The sequence below is a fragment of the Polyangium jinanense genome, assembly GCF_028435265.1.
GTDB classification, from domain to species: Bacteria; Myxococcota_A; Polyangia; order Polyangiales; family Polyangiaceae; genus Polyangium; species Polyangium jinanense.
This window is the reverse complement of record NZ_JAGTJK010000011.1, coordinates 58,885-78,662: the sequence shown is the minus strand read 5'-3', so window position 1 is coordinate 78,662 and position 19,778 is coordinate 58,885. Positions and strand designations below refer to the sequence as shown.

At 68.6% G+C, this 19,778-nt stretch carries 18 protein-coding genes; 10 read left to right on the top strand and 8 right to left on the bottom strand.

Annotated features, from left to right (window positions below):
• Positions 1-251: 251 nt before the first annotated feature.
• Positions 252-1,775 (bottom strand): serine/threonine-protein kinase, encoded by a 1,524-nt coding sequence (locus KEG38_RS21835; RefSeq protein WP_272421610.1) that lies wholly within the window; start codon positions 1,773-1,775, stop codon positions 252-254.
• 193 nt (positions 1,776-1,968) lie between these two features.
• On the opposite strand from KEG38_RS21835, the gene KEG38_RS21830 reads away from it, so the two are divergent.
• Positions 1,969-2,871 (top strand): 2-hydroxyacid dehydrogenase, encoded by a 903-nt coding sequence (locus tag KEG38_RS21830; RefSeq protein WP_272421609.1) that lies wholly within the window; start codon positions 1,969-1,971, stop codon positions 2,869-2,871.
• A gap of 12 nt (positions 2,872-2,883) precedes the next feature.
• Here the strand turns inward: KEG38_RS21830 and KEG38_RS21825 are convergent, their stop codons facing one another.
• From KEG38_RS21825 to KEG38_RS21810, 4 genes are read right to left on the bottom strand one after another with little or no spacing between them, the layout of a single operon-like run.
• Positions 2,884-3,567, bottom strand: a complete 684-nt coding sequence (locus KEG38_RS21825; protein WP_272421608.1) for a glutathione S-transferase family protein — start codon at positions 3,565-3,567, stop codon at positions 2,884-2,886.
• Positions 3,568-3,577: 10 nt separating this feature from the next.
• Complete coding sequence (locus KEG38_RS21820; RefSeq protein WP_272421607.1) at positions 3,578-4,963, bottom strand: cytochrome P450; 1,386 nt, start codon at positions 4,961-4,963, stop codon at positions 3,578-3,580.
• Positions 4,964-4,973: 10 nt separating this feature from the next.
• On the bottom strand, positions 4,974-5,528 hold the full coding sequence (locus KEG38_RS21815; protein WP_272421606.1) for a Coq4 family protein: 555 nt from the start codon (positions 5,526-5,528) through the stop codon (positions 4,974-4,976).
• Complete coding sequence (locus KEG38_RS21810; protein ID WP_272421605.1) at positions 5,525-5,653, bottom strand: hypothetical protein; 129 nt, start codon at positions 5,651-5,653, stop codon at positions 5,525-5,527. Before KEG38_RS21810 ends, KEG38_RS21815 begins: the two co-directional genes overlap by 4 nt.
• Before the next feature lie 106 nt (positions 5,654-5,759).
• Here KEG38_RS21810 and KEG38_RS21805 point away from each other — a divergent pair, with 106 nt between their 5' ends.
• From KEG38_RS21805 to KEG38_RS21785, 5 genes are all read left to right on the top strand, one after another.
• Positions 5,760-6,374, top strand: coding sequence for a TetR/AcrR family transcriptional regulator (locus KEG38_RS21805; RefSeq protein ID WP_272421604.1), 615 nt, complete (start codon positions 5,760-5,762; stop codon positions 6,372-6,374).
• 42 nt (positions 6,375-6,416) lie between these two features.
• A complete protein-coding gene (locus tag KEG38_RS21800) occupies positions 6,417-7,241 on the top strand; it encodes a hypothetical protein (RefSeq protein ID WP_272421603.1) in 825 nt (274 codons plus the stop codon).
• 393 nt (positions 7,242-7,634) lie between these two features.
• A complete protein-coding gene (locus tag KEG38_RS21795; RefSeq protein WP_272421601.1) occupies positions 7,635-8,486 on the top strand; it encodes a hypothetical protein in 852 nt (283 codons plus the stop codon).
• A 431-nt stretch (positions 8,487-8,917) separates the two neighbouring features.
• On the top strand, positions 8,918-9,097 hold the full coding sequence (locus tag KEG38_RS21790) for a hypothetical protein (protein WP_272421600.1): 180 nt from the start codon (positions 8,918-8,920) through the stop codon (positions 9,095-9,097).
• A 67-nt stretch (positions 9,098-9,164) separates the two neighbouring features.
• Positions 9,165-9,455, top strand: a complete 291-nt coding sequence (locus KEG38_RS21785; RefSeq protein ID WP_272421599.1) for a hypothetical protein — start codon at positions 9,165-9,167, stop codon at positions 9,453-9,455.
• Between the two features lie 55 nt (positions 9,456-9,510).
• On the opposite strand, the gene KEG38_RS21780 is transcribed toward KEG38_RS21785, so the two are convergent.
• The gene (locus tag KEG38_RS21780) at positions 9,511-10,494 is read right to left on the bottom strand and encodes an aldo/keto reductase (RefSeq protein WP_272421597.1); all 984 of its coding nucleotides are present in this window, start codon (positions 10,492-10,494) and stop codon (positions 9,511-9,513) included.
• 167 nt (positions 10,495-10,661) lie between these two features.
• Here KEG38_RS21780 and KEG38_RS21775 point away from each other — a divergent pair, with 167 nt between their 5' ends.
• Positions 10,662-11,567, top strand: a complete 906-nt coding sequence (locus tag KEG38_RS21775) for a LysR family transcriptional regulator (RefSeq protein WP_272421596.1) — start codon at positions 10,662-10,664, stop codon at positions 11,565-11,567.
• A gap of 26 nt (positions 11,568-11,593) precedes the next feature.
• Here KEG38_RS21775 and KEG38_RS21770 read toward each other — a convergent pair whose 3' ends face one another.
• Positions 11,594-12,604 (bottom strand): LysR family transcriptional regulator, encoded by a 1,011-nt coding sequence (locus KEG38_RS21770; protein ID WP_272421595.1) that lies wholly within the window; start codon positions 12,602-12,604, stop codon positions 11,594-11,596.
• A 108-nt stretch (positions 12,605-12,712) separates the two neighbouring features.
• On the opposite strand from KEG38_RS21770, the gene KEG38_RS21765 reads away from it, so the two are divergent.
• The gene (locus tag KEG38_RS21765; RefSeq protein WP_272421594.1) at positions 12,713-13,606 is read left to right on the top strand and encodes an NAD-dependent epimerase/dehydratase family protein; all 894 of its coding nucleotides are present in this window, start codon (positions 12,713-12,715) and stop codon (positions 13,604-13,606) included.
• Positions 13,607-13,724: 118 nt separating this feature from the next.
• Entirely contained in the window at positions 13,725-17,402 is a 3,678-nt protein-coding gene (locus KEG38_RS21760; protein ID WP_272421593.1) for an IPT/TIG domain-containing protein, read from the top strand.
• Here the strand turns inward: KEG38_RS21760 and KEG38_RS21755 are convergent.
• Entirely contained in the window at positions 17,362-18,894 is a 1,533-nt protein-coding gene (locus KEG38_RS21755) for a right-handed parallel beta-helix repeat-containing protein (RefSeq protein WP_272421592.1), read from the bottom strand. The two genes, KEG38_RS21760 and KEG38_RS21755, sit on opposite strands and share 41 nt — an antisense overlap.
• A 265-nt stretch (positions 18,895-19,159) precedes the next feature.
• Between KEG38_RS21755 and KEG38_RS21750 the strand changes: the two genes are divergently transcribed.
• Positions 19,160-19,573: a YkgJ family cysteine cluster protein gene (locus KEG38_RS21750; RefSeq protein WP_272421591.1), complete on the top strand. Its 414-nt coding sequence runs from the start codon at positions 19,160-19,162 to the stop codon at positions 19,571-19,573.
• Positions 19,574-19,778 lie beyond the last annotated feature (205 nt).

The following is a 19,778-nucleotide window of genomic DNA, read 5'->3' as shown; positions in this document are numbered from 1 at the left end:
GGGTCGATGAACTGCGCTTCGCGCAGTTCATCGAACAGGCCGAGTCAAGACCGGCGACGATCCTGCCAACCGAGACAGCCGCGCTGCCCTCTCGACTGGCAACGCGGTCCAACGGGCCCGTTGGAAGAACTGCGCGATGCGCAGTTCTTCCACCCCGAGTCCAGGGCTTGCCCTGGTCCGGGTCGAGGGGCGGATAGCCCCCGCGGGGTCCGGGGGCAGCGCCCCGGCGCCACGCTCCTGTCGAGCCCCTCTCAGGGGAAGTTGATATTGCCGACCTTCGGCGCCGTGCCCGTCGACGCGGGCGCCTTCGCCGTGCCTGTGCCGAACGGCTTCGCGGACGACGCGCCGCTCCCGAGCGTCGCCGCGGGCTTCTGGCTCGGCGCTTGCTGCGGCGCGGTCGCGGCGGGCTCGACGTCGATACCATCGCCTTCGGCGCCTGGCGCTGGCGCGGCTGCGGACGGCGCGGGGGCTTGCGGCGTCGGCGTGGGGGTCGCGCTTGGCACGGGCGCTTGCGACGGCGTGGCGGCTGCCGTGGAAAGGGCTGGCTCGGGGGGCCTCGCGTTCAGGAAAAACGCGGCGGCTCCGGCCACGCCTGCTGCGAGCGCGATGAACACGAGGCCCACGACGGCCGCGGGTGACATGCCACGACGCGGAGAGGCTGCGGGGACCGACATGGGCGCGGGGCCGCTCATGCTTGGCCGCGAGATCGGCCCGCCCGGCAGCGAGGGCCGATCCTGCGCTTGCATCATCGCTTGCGGAGCTTGCACCGGCGGTTGCTGCTGCGCGTACGGCAGCGGCGTCTGCGTCGCGGCGTATCCCGGGTACGACGTCTGCGAGGGCCGCGCGTTCGGGATGCTCGTCGGCCCGAGCAGATGCCGCGCCGCGCTGCTCTCGAAGGCCGCTGCGCGCACTGCGTCTTGCAGCGCGCGCAGCTCGTTCAGCATGTCCTCGGCCTTCTGGTAGCGCGTCTGCGGCCGGCGCTGCACCGCGCGCATCACCACGTTGACGAACCCTTGCGAGATTCGATCGTTTCGCCCTGTCTGCAGCGGCGGGGCGTCCGTCATCAGCTTGGCGCGCGCGAGCTCCGCGTCTTGCGCGTCGCCGAAGATGTGGCGCCCTGCGATCGCGCGGTAGAGCATGGCTCCGACTGCGTAGAGATCCGAGGCTGCGGTCACGTCGCGCGAGTTCAGGATCTGCTCGGGCGCCATGTACTCGAGGGTCCCGAGCGCCATGTCTGCGCGCGTCAGGTTCGTCTGCTCGAGGTCTTCGCCTGCGCCGGACTCGATGCGGCCCATGCCGAAGTCCACGATGATCGCGCGCGTCCTGCCGTTCGGCTGCGGCTCCATCATGATGTTGCCGGGCTTCATGTCGCGGTGGATCACGTGCGCGCGGTGCAGATCGCCGAGTGCGTCGACCACGTGACAGCCCACGTCGATCGCCTCCTCGACGGAGAGCCTTCGCTGCTGCAGCACCTTCGAGAGCGGCTGGCCCTCGATGTACTCCATGACGAGCACGAGTCCGACGCTCGGATCCTCGACGAAGTCGACGACGCGCGCGACGTGATCGCTCCGGATGCGGCCGAGCAGGTTTGCCTCGCGGCGGAAACGCGCGACCACCTCGCGATCGTAGGCAGCGGCGGCGAGCAGCGTCTTGATCGCCACTTTCATGCCGATCGCGAGGTGCTCACCGGCCCACACCTCGCCCATGCCGCCCGCGCCGACACGCGCGTCGACCCGGTACCGTCCCGCGATGATTGAGCCCGGAGCCAGATCCATACGATCGACCATGCTAACGGAAACCGACGTCGAACCGGCAAAAGGTTGCGCATCGAGACCACGAGCCCGACCCGCTGACGTACGGAAAAGCCTGTATCTTTTTCCACACACGGCGGGGGCACGAAGACCGCCTCGGACGACGGGGCACGCCTCCGCGCGTGCGCGACCGCCTCGATGGCGGTAACCGTCCCCTGTGCACATCGTCTTCTGCGGCACGGGCTGGTTCCCCATCGTCGACGCCATCCGCGCGCGGCTGCCTCTCGGCGTCACGCTGCGCGCGTGGGACCCGGGCTTGCCGCTCGCGGGCCAGGTCGAGGACGCTGACGTCCTCTTGCCCTCGAACGCTCGCCTCGATGCCGACGTCATTGCCGCGCCGCGCAATCTTCGCCTCATCCAGCAGCCGGCCGTTGGCACCGAGGGCATCGACCTCGCGGCGGCGCGCGCCCGGGGCGTTCCCGTGTGCAACGCGCCTGGCACGAATGGACAATCGGTCGCCGAGGCCGCGCTCTTCTTGATCCTCGCTCTTGCGCGCCGCTTCCCCTGCGCGAGCCGCGCTTTCGCCGAGCGCTCCATCGGCGCGCCGCTCGGCATCGAGCTTGCGGGCCGCACGCTCGGCATCCTCGGCCTCGGCCGCTCCGGCGCGGCGCTCGCCCGCATTGCCGAGGCCCTCGGCATGCGTATCCTCGCCGCGCGTAGCACCACGTCCCCCGAGGATGTCCTCGATCTCGCGGCCCGCGCCGACGTCATCAGCATCCATTGCCCGCTCACGCCGAGGACGCGTGGCCTCGTGGGCGAAACGTTTCTCTCGCGCGTGAAGCCCGGGGCCCTGCTCGTCAACGTTGCGCGGGGCCCCATCGTCGATCGAGACGCGCTCTTGCATGCCCTGGAGACGGGCAGGCTCGGCGGTGCTGGGCTCGACGTGTTCTGGGAGGAGCCTTGGGATCCGGCGGATCCGCTTTATCGTCGGGACGACGTCGTCGTCCTGCCGCACGTCGCGGGCTCGACGGAGGAGGCGTTCGCGCGGATCGCGGACATCGTCGCGGGCAACGTCCACCGCCTCCTTCGCGGCGAGCCGTTGCTGCATCGGATTGCGTGAGGTGCCGAGCGCTCAGCTCGCCCGGAAATCCGCGGTCCACACACCGGCGGCGCGGCACTCCTCATCGTGAGACAGGTCGCGGAAGGTCTCGGCGATCCCTTCGTCGTACCACCTTCGCATCGACGGACGCTCGAGCATCCGCGTCGCGTAGGCCGCAGCCGCTTCCCCGAAGTGCAGTCCATACGTCTGCCAGCGGAAGACCACCGGCGCGAAGAAGGCGTCGACCGCCGTGAACGTGTCCCCGGCGAGGAACGGCCCGCCGAAGCGCTCGAGCCCCTCCGTCCATAACGCCGAGATCCGCGCCACGTCGCGCGAAAGCGCGGGCGGCGTCTCGTGCAAGCGCACGCGAATGCCGATGTTCATGCTGCACTTCTCGCGCAGCACCCCGAATCCTGCGTGCATCTCGGCGGCCGCGGAGCGCGCCCAGGCGCGGGCGGCTTCGTCGCGGGGCCACACGCTGGGGTGCCTTTCGGCGAGGTATTCCGCGATGGCGAGCGAATCCCACACCACGCGTTCGCCGTCGAGCAGCGTCGGCACTTTCCCCGCTGGCGTCATCGCGCGGAACGGCGCCCAGGCGGCCTCGTCGCCGAACCGGAGCAAACGCTCCTCGAAGGGAATGCCTGCTTCCAGGAGCAGGATCCACGGGCGAAGCGACCAGGACGAGTAGTTCTTGTTGGCGATGTAGAGGGTGTACACGGCGGGCAGTTTACCCGGACCGCCCGTCGAGGTCACCCACGCGGCCGGGTGTTGCGGGTCGGCGCGGCGTGATGACCATCGGCAGCCCATTGGTGATGCCCAGGGTGCCCTGCATCGTCCAGCGCGGCTCGAAGCGGGCGCGCAATCGAGGCGTGAAGCGCTGCGCGAGCATCGCCAGAAGCAGGTGGCTCTCGAGCAGCGAGAAGTTGTTGCCGATGCAAATGCGCTGACCGATGGCGAACGGGTGGTATGCGTAGCCGTGACGGGCGGCCTCTCGCTCGCGCGTCCAGCGATCGGGGTCGAATACCTCGGGGTTTTCCCAGATCTCTGGATGCCGGTGCGTGTAATACGGCGACAGCATCACCGCCGCGCCCGCGGGCACGTCGAAGCCGGCGATCCGATCGGCGGCGAGGGCATCGCGCACGTAAAAGGGCGCCGCCGGGTAGAGCCGCAGCACCTCCTTGACGACCTGCAGCGTATACGGAAGCTGCCGCAGCTCGTCCGCGGTCGGCGTCCGTCCGCCGAGCACGCGATCGAGCTCCTCGTGCAGGCGCTCGGTCACCTTCGGGTTCGTCGCCAGCGCGTACCAGGCGAACGTCATGGTGCGCGCGGTGGTTTCGTGGCCCGCGAAAAAGGTGGTGATCGACTCGTCGCGCAGCAGGGTCTCCGACATGGCCTGTCCGGTCTCCTCGTCGCGCGCCTTCATGAGCCGCGAGAGGAGGTCGTCGGGCCAGGACGCCTCGTCGGTGCCGCGCCTTTGCGCGATGAGCGCGCTGATCGAACGATGCACCCGCTCCCGCGCTGCGAGGTATTTGCGATTCTTCGAGGTAGGCAACCAATCGGGGAGCGAAAGGCCCGCCATCCGGTCGTTGACGAAGGAAAGCATCGTCTCCACCGCGTCCTTCATCTGGTGGATCGACTCCATCGTCTCGGTGCTGAACATCGCCTTCAGAATGATGGAGGCCGTGACGTTGGTCATTTCCTCGGCGATCTCCACCTCGGTGCCCTTGCTGGCGAGCGCCTCCCAGCGCTCCACGAGGCGGGCGCCATCGCGAATCATCAGCTCGGCATAAGCTTGCACGCCCTTTGGGGTGTAGAAGGGCGCCATCAACTTGCGCTGCCGGCGCCAGAGATCCCCGGTGCTCGCGACGATGCCATTGCCGATCAGGTATTTCCGCACCCCGTCGTAGCTGCCGAGTTTGTCGTAGTTCTGCCGATGGCTGATGTTGACGCGCTCCACCGCGTCGGGGTGCATGGCGAAGACGAGCGTTCGCCGGCCGATGCGCACCTGGAACACGTCTCCGTGCTCGCGCCATTGCTTCCCCACGAAGTCGAGGAATCCGAGGGTGCGAACGCCGTGGATGAACTGTAAGAGTCCGGGACCGGGGGGCCGCATGCTCAGGCCCTCACGCAGGGGCGCACAAGAGGTCGGTCAGCGTCGACACCGGCTGTTCCCACAGCTTCTCGTAGCTCACGCTGAGCAGCTCGCGCGAGTGGCGGCCACGCGAATAGGCCGCGCGCAGCCGGCCGAGGTACGCCTTGAAATCCTTGAATCCCGAGCGCTTGAGCTGTCGCGGGACCGAATACGCCAGGATCAGCACCGCCTGGCGGACGCCGAGGTTGCCGAGCACGAAGGCCTGCAGCTCCATCTCGCCGGGCTCGTCGGTCCCATAACCGGTGATCAGGTGAAACAGGTCGTGCGTCTCGCGGTAGCGTTTGCTGAGGTAATCGACGTCGCTCGCGACGGGGAACGTGGTGATGAACGGCTCGATGCCATTGTCGCGGAAGTAGCGCACGAATTCGTGGCCGAGCGTGCCTTTCGGCAGGCGCGCGAGGGCTTCGAGGTCGAGCTCGCGGCCCTGCAACGTCGGGCGCTCGTCGAGCAGCCGGCGGGCCTCGGGAATCTCGCGCCACGTCTCGGCCAGCTTCGCGTACGTCTCGCTATCGAGGCACGCGTTCACCAGCGGACCGCGTAGTACGTGTGCCCAGGGTCATTGGCCAGGACGCCGAGCGCGTGGACGGCCAGGCGGATGCGGGTGAAGATCGACGCGTTCGCGGGCAAGGTCGGCAGCGTGTCGTCGTTCATGAAGCACTCCTTCAGCGGCGAGCAGCCCTGGCTTCCGGCGCTCGTGGTTCGAGCATATCCGAAGTGGACAGTGGTGTCCACTTCGGCTTCGGGGTAGAGTCGCGCGGTGGAAAGCCCCACGGAAAAAAGACCGGCGCGCCGGAAAGACGCCGAGGAGAACCGCGCGCGGATCGTCGCTGCAGCACGCGCGGTGTACGCCTCGGCCGGCTTCGACGCGCCGTTCGATGCGATCGCGCGTCACGCCGGCGTCGGGCGGGCGACGCTCTATCGGAACTTCCCGGACCGGTACGCGCTCGGCGCCGCCATCGTCGAGGATGATCTCTGCGAGCTCGAGGCGCTCGCCCACGAGCACGGCGATCGTCCCGACGCCTTCATGAAGCTACTCTCGGCCATCGTCGAACGGCACACCGAGACCCACGCATTGGTGCCCGCCCTGCTGCGTGGACCGGGCGAGCACGCGCTCCAGGCCCTCGTGCCCCGGGTGACGCGGCTGCTCACGGTGCCACTGCAGCGCGCGCGCGCGGCGGGGCTGGTCCGCGACGACCTCACCCTCGCCGACGTGATCGACGTGCTCGCCATGCTCTCGGCCGTCCTCGCGGACGATGGATCGGGCCGCGCGCGAGATCGGCGTATGGCACGGGCGCTCGAGCTCTTGATCCACGGCCTCGTCCCGCGCGCGCCGGTCGGCTCGCCCATCGGACCGAATTCTCCTCGAATGTGAGAGCCTCGCAAGCGCAATCGCGAAGGCCACGTCCACGGCGCGATGCGCCTCGGAAGCGTCGAACACGGCGGCCGAGCGGCGTTCGAGGGTGCGCGCGAGCTCCTCGAGCGGAGCACCATCGTCCACGGCGGCCCTCGCGATGCGGGCCACTTCTTCTTCGGGGACGTCCATTCGTTGGGAGCAGAGGAGGAGAAGGTCGCCCGCGCCGAGCTCGACATCGAATGGGTCGACGCCCACCCCGGTTTGCGTGAGTCCCCCGAGCCCGTTGGCGATGATGTTCAACGGGATCTGCGCCGGGTCGATGTCGCGGGCTTGCGACATGCGATCCGCGACGAGGTGCAGGTAATGCTCGACCACGAGACTCTCGAAGTGGTGGGCGCCCGCGCGGAGCAGGAGCGCGCGCCCGATCCCCACGTGGATCCCACGCACGCGAGCGCCTTCGACGGTGGCGGCAATACACCCGACCAGGAGGCCGTAGATACGGTCATGCTTCGGGACGTTGGCCACGACCCGGTCGATCTCCGAGAACATCGCAGCGAGATCACGCGGGAGCGCCGCCGGATCTCCGAAGTCCGCCGCGCACGCCTCGTACACGCGCTCGGCCCCTCGATGCAATTGCATCGCGCCGGCCCAGTCACAGTTGTCGGGGAACCCCTCGGCGGCTCCCACGAACCGGAGCTCCGCGCCAACGCTCGTGAATGGCTGGACGAGCGCACGCACGGCCAGGCGTGCGCCGAGCCACCCCGTGCAGGGCCCCCCCATTCCGTCAGCGACGACGAGCAATCCCTCTCCGGCTCCGGCGCCGACGTCGATCGTCCGTCCGACTGCCGCGCGAAGCGCATAGGCCCAGGGTCGATTCGATGGTGAGGGTCATGGCCGAAGCAACCAGGACGAGTCATTCTTGTTGGCGATGGAAGGGGTGTACATGGGGGGCAGTCTACCCGAAGCTGCGGGCCTTTCGATCCCGACCTCGGAGAACCATTGTTTTGGTCTCATCCTCACAGGATGCTTTCCCCGAAGATGCGGGGGGAGGAGCCAGGCGACCATGCGAAGGTGCGACCGCCGCAGCGATGATCTCCACGGGGCGCGGAACGAGCCGTTCGTGAGCGAGCCGACAAGAGGACCGATGGATGCAACCGACGAGACGCCACGCACTCCGCTCGAGTGCATCGACGGCGAACCCTTCGTGTTTGCGGACGTTTCGCCCATCCCCGGCCGCTCGCCGCATCTCAATCTCCCGCTGGTGCGTTACGGATTCGAATGAGCGTCGAGGCGCTCGCCGAAGCCGTTCGAACCGGCGTATGGCCTCGCGCCGTGGCGCGCCTCGAGCTCGACACGCCCGAGCGACGGGACCTCACGGGCCGCATCGCCTCGTCGACGCGGGATCCATTCGAGGCCTGGGATCGGCTCCGAATGCATCGCGCCCGCGAGGGATACGAGGACGACCCACTGCGGCTCTTTCATTTGCACGGCGTGGGCATCGGCGGCGCGCCCGGCTCGATCCGGCGACGCATGCGCGCCTGCGCCGTCTCCATCGCGCTTTGCCGCAGCCCCGGCGTTCCGCCCGCGCGCGCCGTGCACCACCCGATCACGACGCAGGACGCCGTTGCTTTCTCGCGATTCGCCCCGCTCGTCGCGCAGGCCGAACGTCTCGCGCTCGCGGCCACGCGCGCCCTGGATGCGCTCGGTCGAAGCACGAGGGCTCTCTCCGAAGGCCGCCGCGAATCGATCCGCCGCCCCGTCTGGAGGACCGGGATCCATCGGGAGCGGCCGCCGGAGCGAGCGGCCCTCCTTCTCATGGTCGAGCTGATGCGGCAGGTCCCCGGCGGGCTCGCAGACGTCCCGATTCCACGAACCTGGTGGGGGGCGTGGACCCGCGCATGCGTCGCGGCCGTCGGCGAGCTCTCGTGGCGCAAGCTCGTCGCGCAAGGGAGTCGCGTGGAGCCGCAGCCGAGGTCCTTGGGCGCGCGTTTCTTCCTGGATCCGGCTGCGGTCGGCCGTGCATTTGCCGATCTCGAATCGCCGTTCGGCTTGCTCCTCCAGCTCGAAAGCCTCGGCGTCGAGGTCGTGGGGTTTTCCCACGAATCCGTGACGCTCGAGCTCTGGCCCTGATCCTCGACGAACTTCGCGGCGCGGGGGCGTGCGCACCGATGCGGGCCCGAGCCGTATATCTCGGATTGCTCCTCGTGTTTTGCTTTGGGCTCATGGTTCCCCGCCAATCGCGCTCCGCCGGTCCAGCACCAGCGCGAGAGTGCTAGCGTGGGCGAGTGAAACTTCATTCTGTACCCCTGCTGGGAGTTTTCCTCGTCGCGTGTGGCGGTTCGGAGCCGAGCCCCGTGGCCGCCCCGACCCCCGCGCCCACCTCGGCCTCGACAAGCATGCCCATCGAGGAGGCGAGCCCGGCGCCGGTGAGCCCCGAATCAGTCGCCGCGTGCACGATGACGAAGAGCCTGTCCGAGTCCTGCGCTCCGTGCGTCAAGTCTCGTTGCTGTTCTCCGCCTGTGGCCTTCACCCCCAGCGCGGCCCAAGCGCTCGGGTGCCGCATGGGATGCCGCAAGCCGCCCCCCGCCGGGACGCCCGTGCTCGAAGACAGCGACCGTGCTGCGATGATCCAGGCCTGCCTCGCCACGTGCGGCCAGCTCTTCGAGCCCTCCGACGAGGCCACTCGACTCGACGGTTGCATCGCCGAGCGCTGCAATCCCGAGTGCCTCGCCGGGAAGTGAGGCGCGGGCCTCCCGCTCGATGACGTCGAGTGTCTCCCCTCTGATTCGATCCCGGATCAGACCCGAAGTGCAGCTCGGCGACGCAGGCCAGAAGCTCGGGGCCATCGAGAATCAAAAGCCGCAGGCCGCCGCCGAGGCGCAAAAGAATGGCGTCTCGCCGGCCGAGATCCGGAAGCGGAGGCGCGCCTGGGCGAAGGTCGCCAAGGCCGTGCTCACGAACCTCGAACAATCGAGCGCCCCCGCCGCCGCCGTGGACGCCATTCGCGCCCCGCTCCTCGCGGCGGCCGAGAAGGCGACCGCGCGACGGCGCGCGAAGCAGGCCGCAAAGGCAAAGCAGACGCCGAACGCGGAAGGCTAGCTACACGACGCGTTCCATCGCATCAGCTCCCCTTGCCGCCCCCGTCCCGCCTTGCTCAGAGCCCGGTCCTCTTCTCCAGGTGTTCGGGATAGCGAGCCCCATGCACGGTGATCTTCGAGGCGGCGCTCTCGATCTCACGGAGATCGTCAGGCGAAAGCTCGACGCTTTCTGCTCCGATGTTCTCCTGCAGGCGGTGCAGCTTCGTGGTGCCGGGGATCGGTACGATCCATGGCTTCTGCGCGAGGAGCCATGCCAGAGCAATCTGGGCCGGGGTCGCCTTCTTCCGTTCCGCGACCTGGCCCAGCAGATCGACCAAGGCCTGGTTCGCTTTCATTGCCTCCGGCGTGAATCGAGGGATGATGTTGCGGATGTCGGAGCTCGCGAACGTGGTGTTTTCGCTGATCTTGCCCGTCAGAAAGCCTTTGCCCAGAGGGCTGAATGGAACGAACCCGATACCGAGCTCCTCGAGGGTCGGCAGCACTTCCGCTTCAGGGCCTCTCGTCCACAGCGAGTATTCGCTCTGTACCGCCGTGACCGGCTGGACCGCGTGGGCGCGGCGGATCGTCTTGGCGGAAGCCTCGGAGAGGCCAAAGTGCTTGACCTTGCCCTCCTGGATCAGCTCCTTCACCGCGCCCGCGACGTCTTCGATTGGCACATCCGGGTCGACGCGGTGCTGGTAGAACAGATCGATGTGGTCGGTCCGGAGGCGTTTCAGCGACGCGTCCGCGACCTGCTTGATATGCTCGGGTCGGCTGTTGAGGGAAGACACTCCCACGTCCGCGTTGAAGCCGAATTTGGTGGCGATCACCACCTGCTCGCGGAAGGGAGCGAGCGCTTCGCCCACGAGCTCTTCGTTCGTGAACGGGCCGTAGATTTCGGCCGTGTCGAAGAACGTGACGCCGCGCTCGACGGCCGTTCGAATCAGCGAGATCGCCTCCTGCTTGTCCGTGGGTGGGCCGTAGCCGAAGCTCAGTCCCATGCAGCCGAGGCCGATCGCCGAGACTTCCAGATGGCTGTTTCCAAGTTTGCGCTTCTGCATTGAACGTTCTCCTGTCGGACCGGCGGCGGAATAAGCCTTCGACTCGGCTCCGTCCCCGTGCACGAAGAAACGTACGCCCCGGTCCCGCGGAGGACTAGGCGCCGGGGAGCCAACGGGCTGTTAACCCATGCTTGACAATGAGGCGCGCTTGAAGCCGGATCCTCCGCATGAACACGGCGCCCTTCCCCCAGCTCCAGGCGTTCCTTGCCGTGGCGCGCCTGCAGAGCTTCAGCAGCGCGGCGCGCGAGCTCGGCGTCTCCAGGTCCGCCGTGAGTCAGGCGGTGCGGCAGCTCGAGGAGCAGCTACGCGTGGTGCTCCTGGCCCGCACGACGCGTAGCGTGTCGCTGACGGATGCAGGGCGGCGGCTCGTGGAGAGCGCCGGCCCGGCAATGAGACAGGCGCTCGCCGCCCTCACCGAGGTCTCCGCGCAGCCGGGAGAGACGGTGGGCCGGGTCCGGCTGTCGGTGCCGAGGGCGGCGGTGCCCTTCATCATCGCGCCGTTGGTGCCTACCTTCCGCGCCCGTCACCCGCGGATCGAGGTCGAGGTCGTCCTCGAAAACCGCTTCGTGGATATCGTGGCGGAGGGCTACGACGCGGGCGTGCGGCTGACCGAGGCCATCGAGCGCGACATGGTGCAGGTGCGGCTCACCGACGCATTTCGCTTCGTGGTGGTGGGCGCGCCGAGCTACCTCGCGCGCCACGGGACGCCGCAGCGCCCCGAGGATCTCTTGCGCCACGAATGCATTACCTTCCGCATGCAGACCACCGGGGCGCTCTACGCATGGGAGCTCGAGCGGGGTCGCAGGAACTGGCGCGTGCCGGTGCGCGGAGGCGTGGTCACGAACGAGAGCGAGCTCGGCGTGGCCATGGCCGAGGAAGGCCTGGGGCTGGCATACGCCTTCGAGCCCATGGTGATGGAGCAGCTACGCACCGGGCGGCTCGAGCGTGTGCTCGAGCCCTACGCGCCCAAGGTCCCCGGCTTTTTCCTCTACTACCCGAGCCGCGCGCAATGCTCCCCGGCGCTGCGCCTCTTCGTGGACGTGGCCAAGGAGCTGCTCGTGCGCGCGAAGTGACACGACGACGCGCCGCCCGCGCGACTTCATCGCGACGCAGCCGCACGAGGCGGGGGCGTGCGGGCCTTTCGCGACCGCTCACGCGAGCCGCCCCGCGGACCTGACGAGGCGTCCCGACCGTGGCGATCGTCTCCGCCACGCGCCATGAACGATTGCAACCGCGGGACCATGTGGTCGAGAAACACGCGGACGCGTTGTGGCACGCGCTGCCCCCCGAGATAAAGCGCGTGCACGTCTTCGACGTCGCTGTGCTCTTCGTCCGCCAGCACTTCGACGAGCCGTCCGCTCTCGATGTCGGGATCGACGTGGAAGTCCGCGAGCCGCGCCAATCCGACGCCCGCGAGGGCCATGGTGCGCACCGTCTCGCCGTTGTTGGCGAGCAAGCTGCCGCGCACGGTTCGGTCGACGACACGACCGCCCTGCCGCATGGGCCACACCGGCGCCGACCGCCGAAAGTTGAAGCCTAGGCAATTGTGGCGCTCGAGATCCTCGACGGTCCGGGGCGTCCCGTGTCGTTTCAGATAGGCCGGCGAAGCGACGATCCGGCGGCGTGCCGTGCCGACCTTTCGAGCGACCAGGTTCGAGTCGCCGAGCGCGCCGACGCGAAATGCAATGTCGGTGCGATCGAGGTAGAGGTCGACGATTTCGTCCGACAGCGACACGTCGACGACGATTTCCGGATACGCCTCCCAGAAACCCGGCAAGAGCGGCAAGAGCCCGCGCACGCCGAAGGCGACCGACGCGTTGACGCGCACCGTCCCCCTCGCGTGCGCACCTCCCTGCGCGAGCTCCCTTTCCAGATCGTCGAGCTCGCCGAGGAGCGCGCCGCTTCGTTCGAAGTAGACCTGGCCCTCGTCGGTCAACGACAGGCGTCGTGTCGAGCGCTCGACGAGGCGCACGCCCATCCGCTCTTCGATCCGGCCGACCAGCTTGCTCACGGTCGACGGCGTCATCCTGAGCTGACGCGCCGCCTCCGAGAAGCTGCCGGCTTCCACCACCCGCACGAAGACCCGCATCTCGCCCATGCGATTGTCCATCTCGACCCCTGCCTTGTGAAAGGGATTCACATGTCATGCGCATGCGCGGCGGATTGTCAAAGGGCCGCGGTGATTCCATCGTCCAGGCCTCGAGAAAAGGAGTGTTGCATGAAGATCTTCGTGACCGGTGCAAGCGGCTATATCGGTGGTTCGGTCGCCGCGCGGCTCGCCTCCCTGGGGCATGTCGTGCGCGGCCTCGTCCGTTCGGCTGCGAAGGTCGAAGGCGTGCGCGCGAAGGGCATCGACCCCGTCCTCGGCACGCTCGACGACGCCGCATTGCTCACCGCCGAGGCGAAGGCCGCCGATGCCGTCATCAATGCCGCCGACAGCGACCATGAGGGCGCCGCCATCGCACTGCTCGCCGGACTTGCCGGCTCGGGCAAACCGTTCCTCCACACGAGCGGCACGAGCCTCGTTGGCGACGAAGCGATGGGCGAACCGTCGAGTGCGATCTTCACCGAGGAGACGCAGGTCGTGCCGGAGCCGGACAAGGAACACCGCGTCGCATTGAACAAGCGCATCGTCGAGGCCGCCCCCGGCGTGCGAACCGTCGTGCTCTGCAACAGCCTGATCTACGGCCACACGCTGGGCCCGCCCGCCCAGAGCGTGCAGATCCCGCCGCTCTGCGCCCAGGCAAAGGAGAGCGGAATCCCGCGCTACATCGGCCGCGGCCTCAACATCTGGTCGAACGTCCACATCGCCGACATGACCGAGCTTTATCTGCTCGCGCTGGAGAAGGCGCCGGCAGGGAGTTTTTACTACGTGGAGAATGGCGAGGCCTCCTTCGGCGATCTCGTCCGCGCGATCGGCAAGGCCCTCGGGCTTGGCGCGGCGGAGTCGTGGCCCGCCGATCAGGCGATCGCCCGGTGGGGCCGTGAGCTCGCCGTCTTCGCGCTCGGCTCGAACAGCCGCGTCCGTTCCGAAAAAGCCCGCCGCGAGCTCGGCTGGAACCCGCAGCATGGCTCCGTCATCGATTGGGTGACGAACGACATGGTTCGGTGAAGCGGAGCTCGTCCAGGCACACGGGAATCGTCCTCTGCTGTCATCCTCCCCCTTCTGCCGCCGGCGTCTCCGCTCTATCCTCCTCGATCCTTCCCTTCCGTCACAGGAGGAGCACGCCATGCGTTCCCGCGCGAAAAGCCGACTCTCGCTCGCGTTCCTGATCAGCCTCCCGCTCGCCGCCTTCGCGACGGGTTGCTCCGACGATGCGCCCTCGACCTCCGGCACGACGAACCCCGCCGGCAGCGGCGGCGCGGGCGGCGTCGGCGGCATGGGCGGGAGCGGCGGCGCAGGCGGCAACGGCGGGAGCGCCGGCGCCGGCGGACACGAAGAAATGCGCGGCCCGGTCTCGTTCACCACATCGCCGGTGCTCGTCGCGCGCGTCGGCGACCCCTACCTCTACGCGTCGCAGGCCGTTCAGGAAAACGCCCTCCCTGGCGACACGATCACCTACTCGCTCACGACCAAGCCCGACGGCATGCAGGTCGACGCCGCGACGGGCGAAGTCACGTGGACGCCCGCCGCAGGCCAGGAAGGGCCACAGGTCGTCTCGCTCGTGGCCACGGGCCCCGACGGCCAGAAGGCGACGCAGGACTACACGATCGAGGTCGAGCCCGCCGTCGCCATCATCGGCATGCAGCCGGCCGCCGGCAGCGCCGCCGGTGGCGAGCTCGTCACGATCAGCGGCTACGGCTTCGTCGGCGCCGTCGGCGTCCTCTTCGGCAACGTCCCGGCCGCCGACGTCATGGTCCTCGACGACGGCACCCTCAGCGTCACCACGCCCGCCGCCGTCGCCCGCACCCGCGTCGTCACGCTCACCCTCGACGGCACGCCGCAAGCCACGTTCTCCCCGGGTTTCACCCACCTGCCCGTCGCCGGTTCGACCGACGTCACGCAGGCCAAACTCTCCTCCACGCTGAAGGTCCAGGGCCTCGGCTTCGACCCTGCGTCCGTCGAGGCGAACCAGCTCGCGATCCCGGGCCGCAGCGGCACGCGCCGCAAGATCGTCACGAACCAGGCGACTCCCGGCGATCTCGCCTTCGCGCTCGGCGTCGGCAACTCCGAGTCCACGCTCGCGACCGGCGCCATCGCCATCGAGGTCAACGGCCTGCGCTCGAACTGGCTCCCGCTCACGATCACCGACGCCTCGATCGCCGCCGAGCTCGCGGTCACCGGCTTCGACGCGCCCCACGCACCCGGCGAGAGCATCACCCTCACCGGCGCTGGCTTCGTCGGCCTGCAACCCGCCGACCTTTCTGTCACGTTTGCCGGCGCCGCCGCGCCTGCGCCCGTCACCTCGATCAACGCCGCCGGCACGCAGGTCGTCGTCACCGTCCCCGCGGACGCCGTCACCGGCCCGTTGAACCTCGCCGCCCCGGGACGAATGCCAGCGCGGAGCTACGTCGCGGCCACGATCACCGGCACCACGCCCATTCTCTCCGTGCTCGACACGACCCCGGCCGGCGGCGCTCCCGGCAGCGCGCTCGTTCTCCGCGGCACGGGCTTCGCCGCGGACGCCGCGATGAACAAGGTCACCTTCGACGGTGTGGACGCCGTCGTCCTCTCCGCCGAGCCCGATCGGCTCGTCGTGGAAGTCCCGGCCGTCAACTTCGGCCCGGCCGAGATCCTCATCGATTCGGCCGGACAAACCACGAACGCCGGCGTCTTCGGCGTCTCGGGCGATTACAAGATCCTCGCCGGCGGCGGCCCCGAGGAGAACGAGATCGGCGACGGCGCGGATCCCTTGCTCGCCTCCATCGAAGGCGGGTTCGTCACGACGGACGCGGCCAACAACTATTACATCGCCGATCGCAAGCGTGTCCGCGTCATCAACAACGGCTCGATGCCCGTCACGATGTTCGGCAAGACGATCCAGCCGAAGACCATCCAGACCGTCGCGCAGGCGCCCGAGGGCGTCGCCGCCGTCGCGATCCACCCCGTCACGCAGGATGCGTATTTCGCGTCGGGCTTCCGCATCTTCCGGGCCAAGCGCACCGACGGCACCGTCACGGACTATGCCGGCACCGCGTCGAGCGGCAACGGCGGCAACGGCGGCAACCGCCTCAGCGCGAGCTTCAACGGCATCACCGACCTCGCCTTCACGGCCGACGGCTCGATCCTGCTCGTCGCGGACAACAGCAACGGCACGATCCGCGCGATCAACACCACGGGCACGGCCACCACGGCCTGGGGCGTCACGATCGCGGCCGACGCGGTCGATCAGATCGCGAACATCGGCGCCGTCAATCCGCTCACCGTGACGCTCGACGCCGACGGCAGCATCTACACGGCGACGTCCATCCAGCTCCGCAAGATCCCCGCGAACCGCCCGCCGGTGGGCGATCCGATGTACGTCGAGAGCGTGCACCTCGCGGGCAACGGCAACAATTCGAGCCTGCCCGCCGAGGGTTGCCCCGCGATCACCACGCCGCTCGGCATCAACAGCGGCGTCATCGTCGATCCCGTCCGCGGCGACCTGCTCGTCGGCAGCCGCCACGGCCTCATCCGCCGCATTCGCCCGGCCGGCGGGAACCTGGCGACGGCGCTCGACGAGAACGACTGCATCGATTTCGTCGCCGGGAGCTGGGACATGGGCAAGGCCATCCCGAACGCCGGCTACACGGGCGACGGCGGCCCCGCGAAGAGCGCCACGTTCGCGCTCTTCTCGCGCCCCTTCGTCGATCGCAACGGCTCGCTCCTCGTGCTCGCCGAGGGCCGCCTGCGCCGCGTCCTGTTCGACGCCGCCGGCAATCCGGGGCTCGTCGAGGCCGTCGCCGGCACGGGCCCGACCAAGATCGACAACCTGCCCGGCCTCTCGCTCCGCGCCCTGAACAGCCTGAGCTCCATCCGCGTCGACGCGGCGAACAATCGCTACATCTACACTTCGGACGCGCGCGTCGTGGCCCAGGATCGCACGACGAACTTGCTCATGCCCCTCGCCGGCACGGGCTACACCGGCAACACCATCGGCCCGAACGGGATGGCGCTCGCCTCCGATCTCGCCTCCTTGCGCGGCTTTGATCTCGCGGGCGGCGCGCTTTACCTCCTCGAGGCGAGCCTGCCGCGCGTGTCGAAGATCGACCTTGCGACGGGCATGCTCTCCGTCGTCGCGGGCGACGGCCGCGCCGCCACGACCGCCGAGCAGCAGGCGGCGGGCCTCGCCACGGCTGCGCGCGTCGCCATCAACACCGGCGCGGGCAAGGCCACGATCGGCCCGAACGGCGCGCTCTACTTCGCCGACGCGAACTACCTCCGCATCATCAACATCACGAACCAGGCCATCACCACGTTCGGCGTCACGCTCGAGCCCGGCTACGTCGACGACGTCCCGCAGAGCCTCGGCCCGAACATCAGCGGCATCGCCTTCGCGCCGAACGGCGACCTTTACGTCGCCTCGTACGATTCCAACGCCGTCCGCCGCATCCCCGCCGCCGGCCCCTTCACCGCGGAAAACGTCATCCCGGGCGACAGCCAGCGCTACGGCGTCGCCAAGCCCGGCGCCCTCTCCGACCTGCGCCTCAATCGCCCGAGCGACATCACCTTCCTCCCGACGGGCGAGCTCGTGATCGCGAACGACTTCGGCCACACGCTCGTCGTCGTCGAGCCGGATGCGAGTGGCGCGATCGGGCCTTCGAGCCACTTTGCGCACGTCTTCGGCAGCGGCGCGCCGGGCCGCCTCGCGGCCGACGGCGCGCCGCCCCTCTCCGTTGCACCGCGCGGCGTCCGTGCCGTCACCGTTGACGGCAAGGACCTCGTCCTCATCGCTGGTGAGCGCGTGGTCCGACTGGTGATGCCCTGACCCCTTGCGGCTCCGCCGGCGCCACCTCGCAGGCGCCAATGCTGTGCCCCTTCTCCCGCCTCATCCGTGGTTTCCCCATGAAATCCTGGTGCTCGTCCACCGGATCCGCCGTCGCCGCCCGCGCCGCCGGAGACGCGGGCAAAAGCGTGTAATCGCCCCGCGCCGGATCCACGAAGAGCCGCGCGAGCGGCAGCGACAGCGAATGCCCGTCCTTGCCGAGCTGCTTTCGCCAATCTTCGAGCGGCCGCACCCTCTCCCCGATCGCCACCCGATCAAGGACGTTCCCGTCGCTCTCCACGAGCTTCGCGTCCTTCTCCGTCACGAGCTCGAGCCCTGCGCGGCGCGCATCCCGATGATACAGGATGTTGTTCCGCACCACGTTCGGCCCTGCGCTCAATCGCACCTGCAGCGCGCTCCGCGCCCCCTCGGGCATCACCACCGTGTTGTGCACGATCGAAAGCCCCTTCGGCCCGAAGCGACCGTCCCCGTCCTCCTCCGCGTCCTCTTCGCTTCCATCCGCGTCGCCGAACGCCACGATGCCCGACGCGGCATTGTCGTAGAGCACGTTCCCCTGGACGATCGAATCCTGCACGCCGTCGAGGTTGATCCCCGCGCCTTTGCGCTTCTTGTTGTTCGCGAGCAGCCCGGCGCCATTGCCGATGATGAGATTCCGCTCGATGGCGGCACCGGTCACGAGCCCGTCGGCCACGCCGCCGTAGAAACTCTTGCCGGACTTGTCGAACTCGGGCCTCTCGCGCATGTCGGCGTTGATCTGGATCCCGCAGCCGTCGTTGTCGCGCAGCACGTTCGCCCGCACCACGGGCCTGTCGCCGCTGTTCGACAGATAGATCCCGTGCTCGCGCCGGCTCCGCCGGACCTCGTTGTTCTCGACCACGAGATCGTCCGCGAACGACGAGAAGATCCCCCACCGACCGTTGTCGAAGTACGTCCCGTTCCGGATCGCCACATTCGTCCCGTAAAACACCGCCACCGCGGCCCGCGGCGCGCCGTACGACGAGATCCCGTCGAGGACGACGTGGTGAGATCTCCGCAGAATGATGTTGTCCCGACAAGCGTTCTTGTTCTTGCAATCGGGATCCGGCCGGACGACCGCGCGCTTGCCGATCGCGAAGATCGTGATGGGCCGGCCCGGCTCGCCGCGCAGCCCGTCCACCGTGAACCGCGCGTATTCCCCGTCTTCCACGAAGAGCACGTCGCCGGGCGCCGTCGCCAGGGAAATGCCTCGCTGGATTTCCCGGCAGGGCTTGCTCTCCGAGCAATCGTTTGCGTCGTTTCCCAGCGGCGAGACCCGGAATCGCCGCCCGCCCTGCGGCGACAGAGGCCTCGTCTTCGCGGGCCCGATCGACGCCAGGTTCTGCATTTGCGGCGGCGCGGAAGCCGCATCGGCCGACTCGCCGTGGTCGCCGGGCGAGGCCGGGCGCGAGCACGCAAGCAGCAAGACAAGCGGAGCGGCGCTCAAGAAAACGCGCATGACAGCACCTCCGCGTGAGTCCTTGAAAGGTAGCGCCCGCATTCGACCCCGTCACGACGAATTGCGACACAACGCACAAACCTGGCCGCCCAGGACGCGCGGGAGAGCACCGGGGACGGGATGAGTTCGTCTAGGCTGCGTGATTTTGCCCACATCGCCTGCTCGGACGAACCCCCTCGACCCGCGCCTTCGATGCGCCTAGACTCGCGCCGCCTCGTCGCGTGACGCGGCATCCATCCAATTCCAACTCTCCCTGGAGTCAGCCGTGGCCGCCGGACGAACGCGCGTTCAATACGATTGCACCAAGTGCGTGGCATTTTGCTGCTCCATCTACGAGCGCGTCGAGGTGACGGCGCGGGACGTCAAGCGGCTCGCCGCCCATTTCGGCCTCACGCCCGAGGTCGCCGAGAAACGCTTCACCGTGCACCGCTTCGGCGGCCGCATCCTCCGCCGGAAGAAAGATCCTTTCTTCGGCAAATCCTGCAAATTCCTCCACCCCGAGACCCGCGGCTGCACCATCTACGAAGGCCGCCCCCAGGCCTGCCGCGAATACCCCGGCAAGAGCCGCTGCGGCTACTACGACGTCCTCCAATTCGAACGCGAAATCCAAAACGATCCCACCATCGTCCCCATCGTCCGCCTCACCTTCAAGAAACAGCTCCGCGACGCTGCTCGCTGACCCTGTCGATCCAGCCCTTCTGCCTCAGCGTGCCGGACCACCGCGCCCCGGCGAATGAAGGCCCGGTCACGACAAGTCCCTCCACCGCCCGCCAATCTACACCGTCGGCATCATTTTTCACGGATAGCTCATCGGCGCCCATGACGCGGGGTGTCGATATGCCTTCGCATGGCTCGGCCCCCTTGCATGCTTCGCCCTGCTTTTC

Excerpts from the sequence above, each read along its gene's own strand:
- KEG38_RS21780 (WP_272421597.1), bottom strand. The coding sequence starts at position 10,494 with ATGCAGAAGCGCAAACTTGGAAACAGCCATCTGGAAGTCTCGGCGATC.
- KEG38_RS21835 (WP_272421610.1), bottom strand. The coding sequence starts at position 1,775 with ATGGATCTGGCTCCGGGCTCAATCATCGCGGGACGGTACCGGGTCGAC.
- KEG38_RS21800 (WP_272421603.1), top strand. The coding sequence starts at position 6,417 with ATGCGCCTCGGAAGCGTCGAACACGGCGGCCGAGCGGCGTTCGAGGGT.
- KEG38_RS21820 (WP_272421607.1), bottom strand. The coding sequence starts at position 4,963 with ATGCGGCCCCCCGGTCCCGGACTCTTACAGTTCATCCACGGCGTTCGC.
- KEG38_RS21795 (WP_272421601.1), top strand. The coding sequence starts at position 7,635 with ATGAGCGTCGAGGCGCTCGCCGAAGCCGTTCGAACCGGCGTATGGCCT.
- KEG38_RS21810 (WP_272421605.1), bottom strand. The coding sequence starts at position 5,653 with ATGAACGACGACACGCTGCCGACCTTGCCCGCGAACGCGTCGATCTTC.
- KEG38_RS21765 (WP_272421594.1), top strand. The coding sequence starts at position 12,713 with ATGAAGATCTTCGTGACCGGTGCAAGCGGCTATATCGGTGGTTCGGTC.
- KEG38_RS21790 (WP_272421600.1), top strand. The coding sequence starts at position 8,918 with ATGGGATGCCGCAAGCCGCCCCCCGCCGGGACGCCCGTGCTCGAAGAC.
- KEG38_RS21770 (WP_272421595.1), bottom strand. The coding sequence starts at position 12,604 with ATGGACAATCGCATGGGCGAGATGCGGGTCTTCGTGCGGGTGGTGGAA.
- KEG38_RS21775 (WP_272421596.1), top strand. The coding sequence starts at position 10,662 with ATGAACACGGCGCCCTTCCCCCAGCTCCAGGCGTTCCTTGCCGTGGCG.
- KEG38_RS21755 (WP_272421592.1), bottom strand. The coding sequence starts at position 18,894 with ATGCGCGTTTTCTTGAGCGCCGCTCCGCTTGTCTTGCTGCTTGCGTGC.
- KEG38_RS21760 (WP_272421593.1), top strand. The coding sequence starts at position 13,725 with ATGCGTTCCCGCGCGAAAAGCCGACTCTCGCTCGCGTTCCTGATCAGC.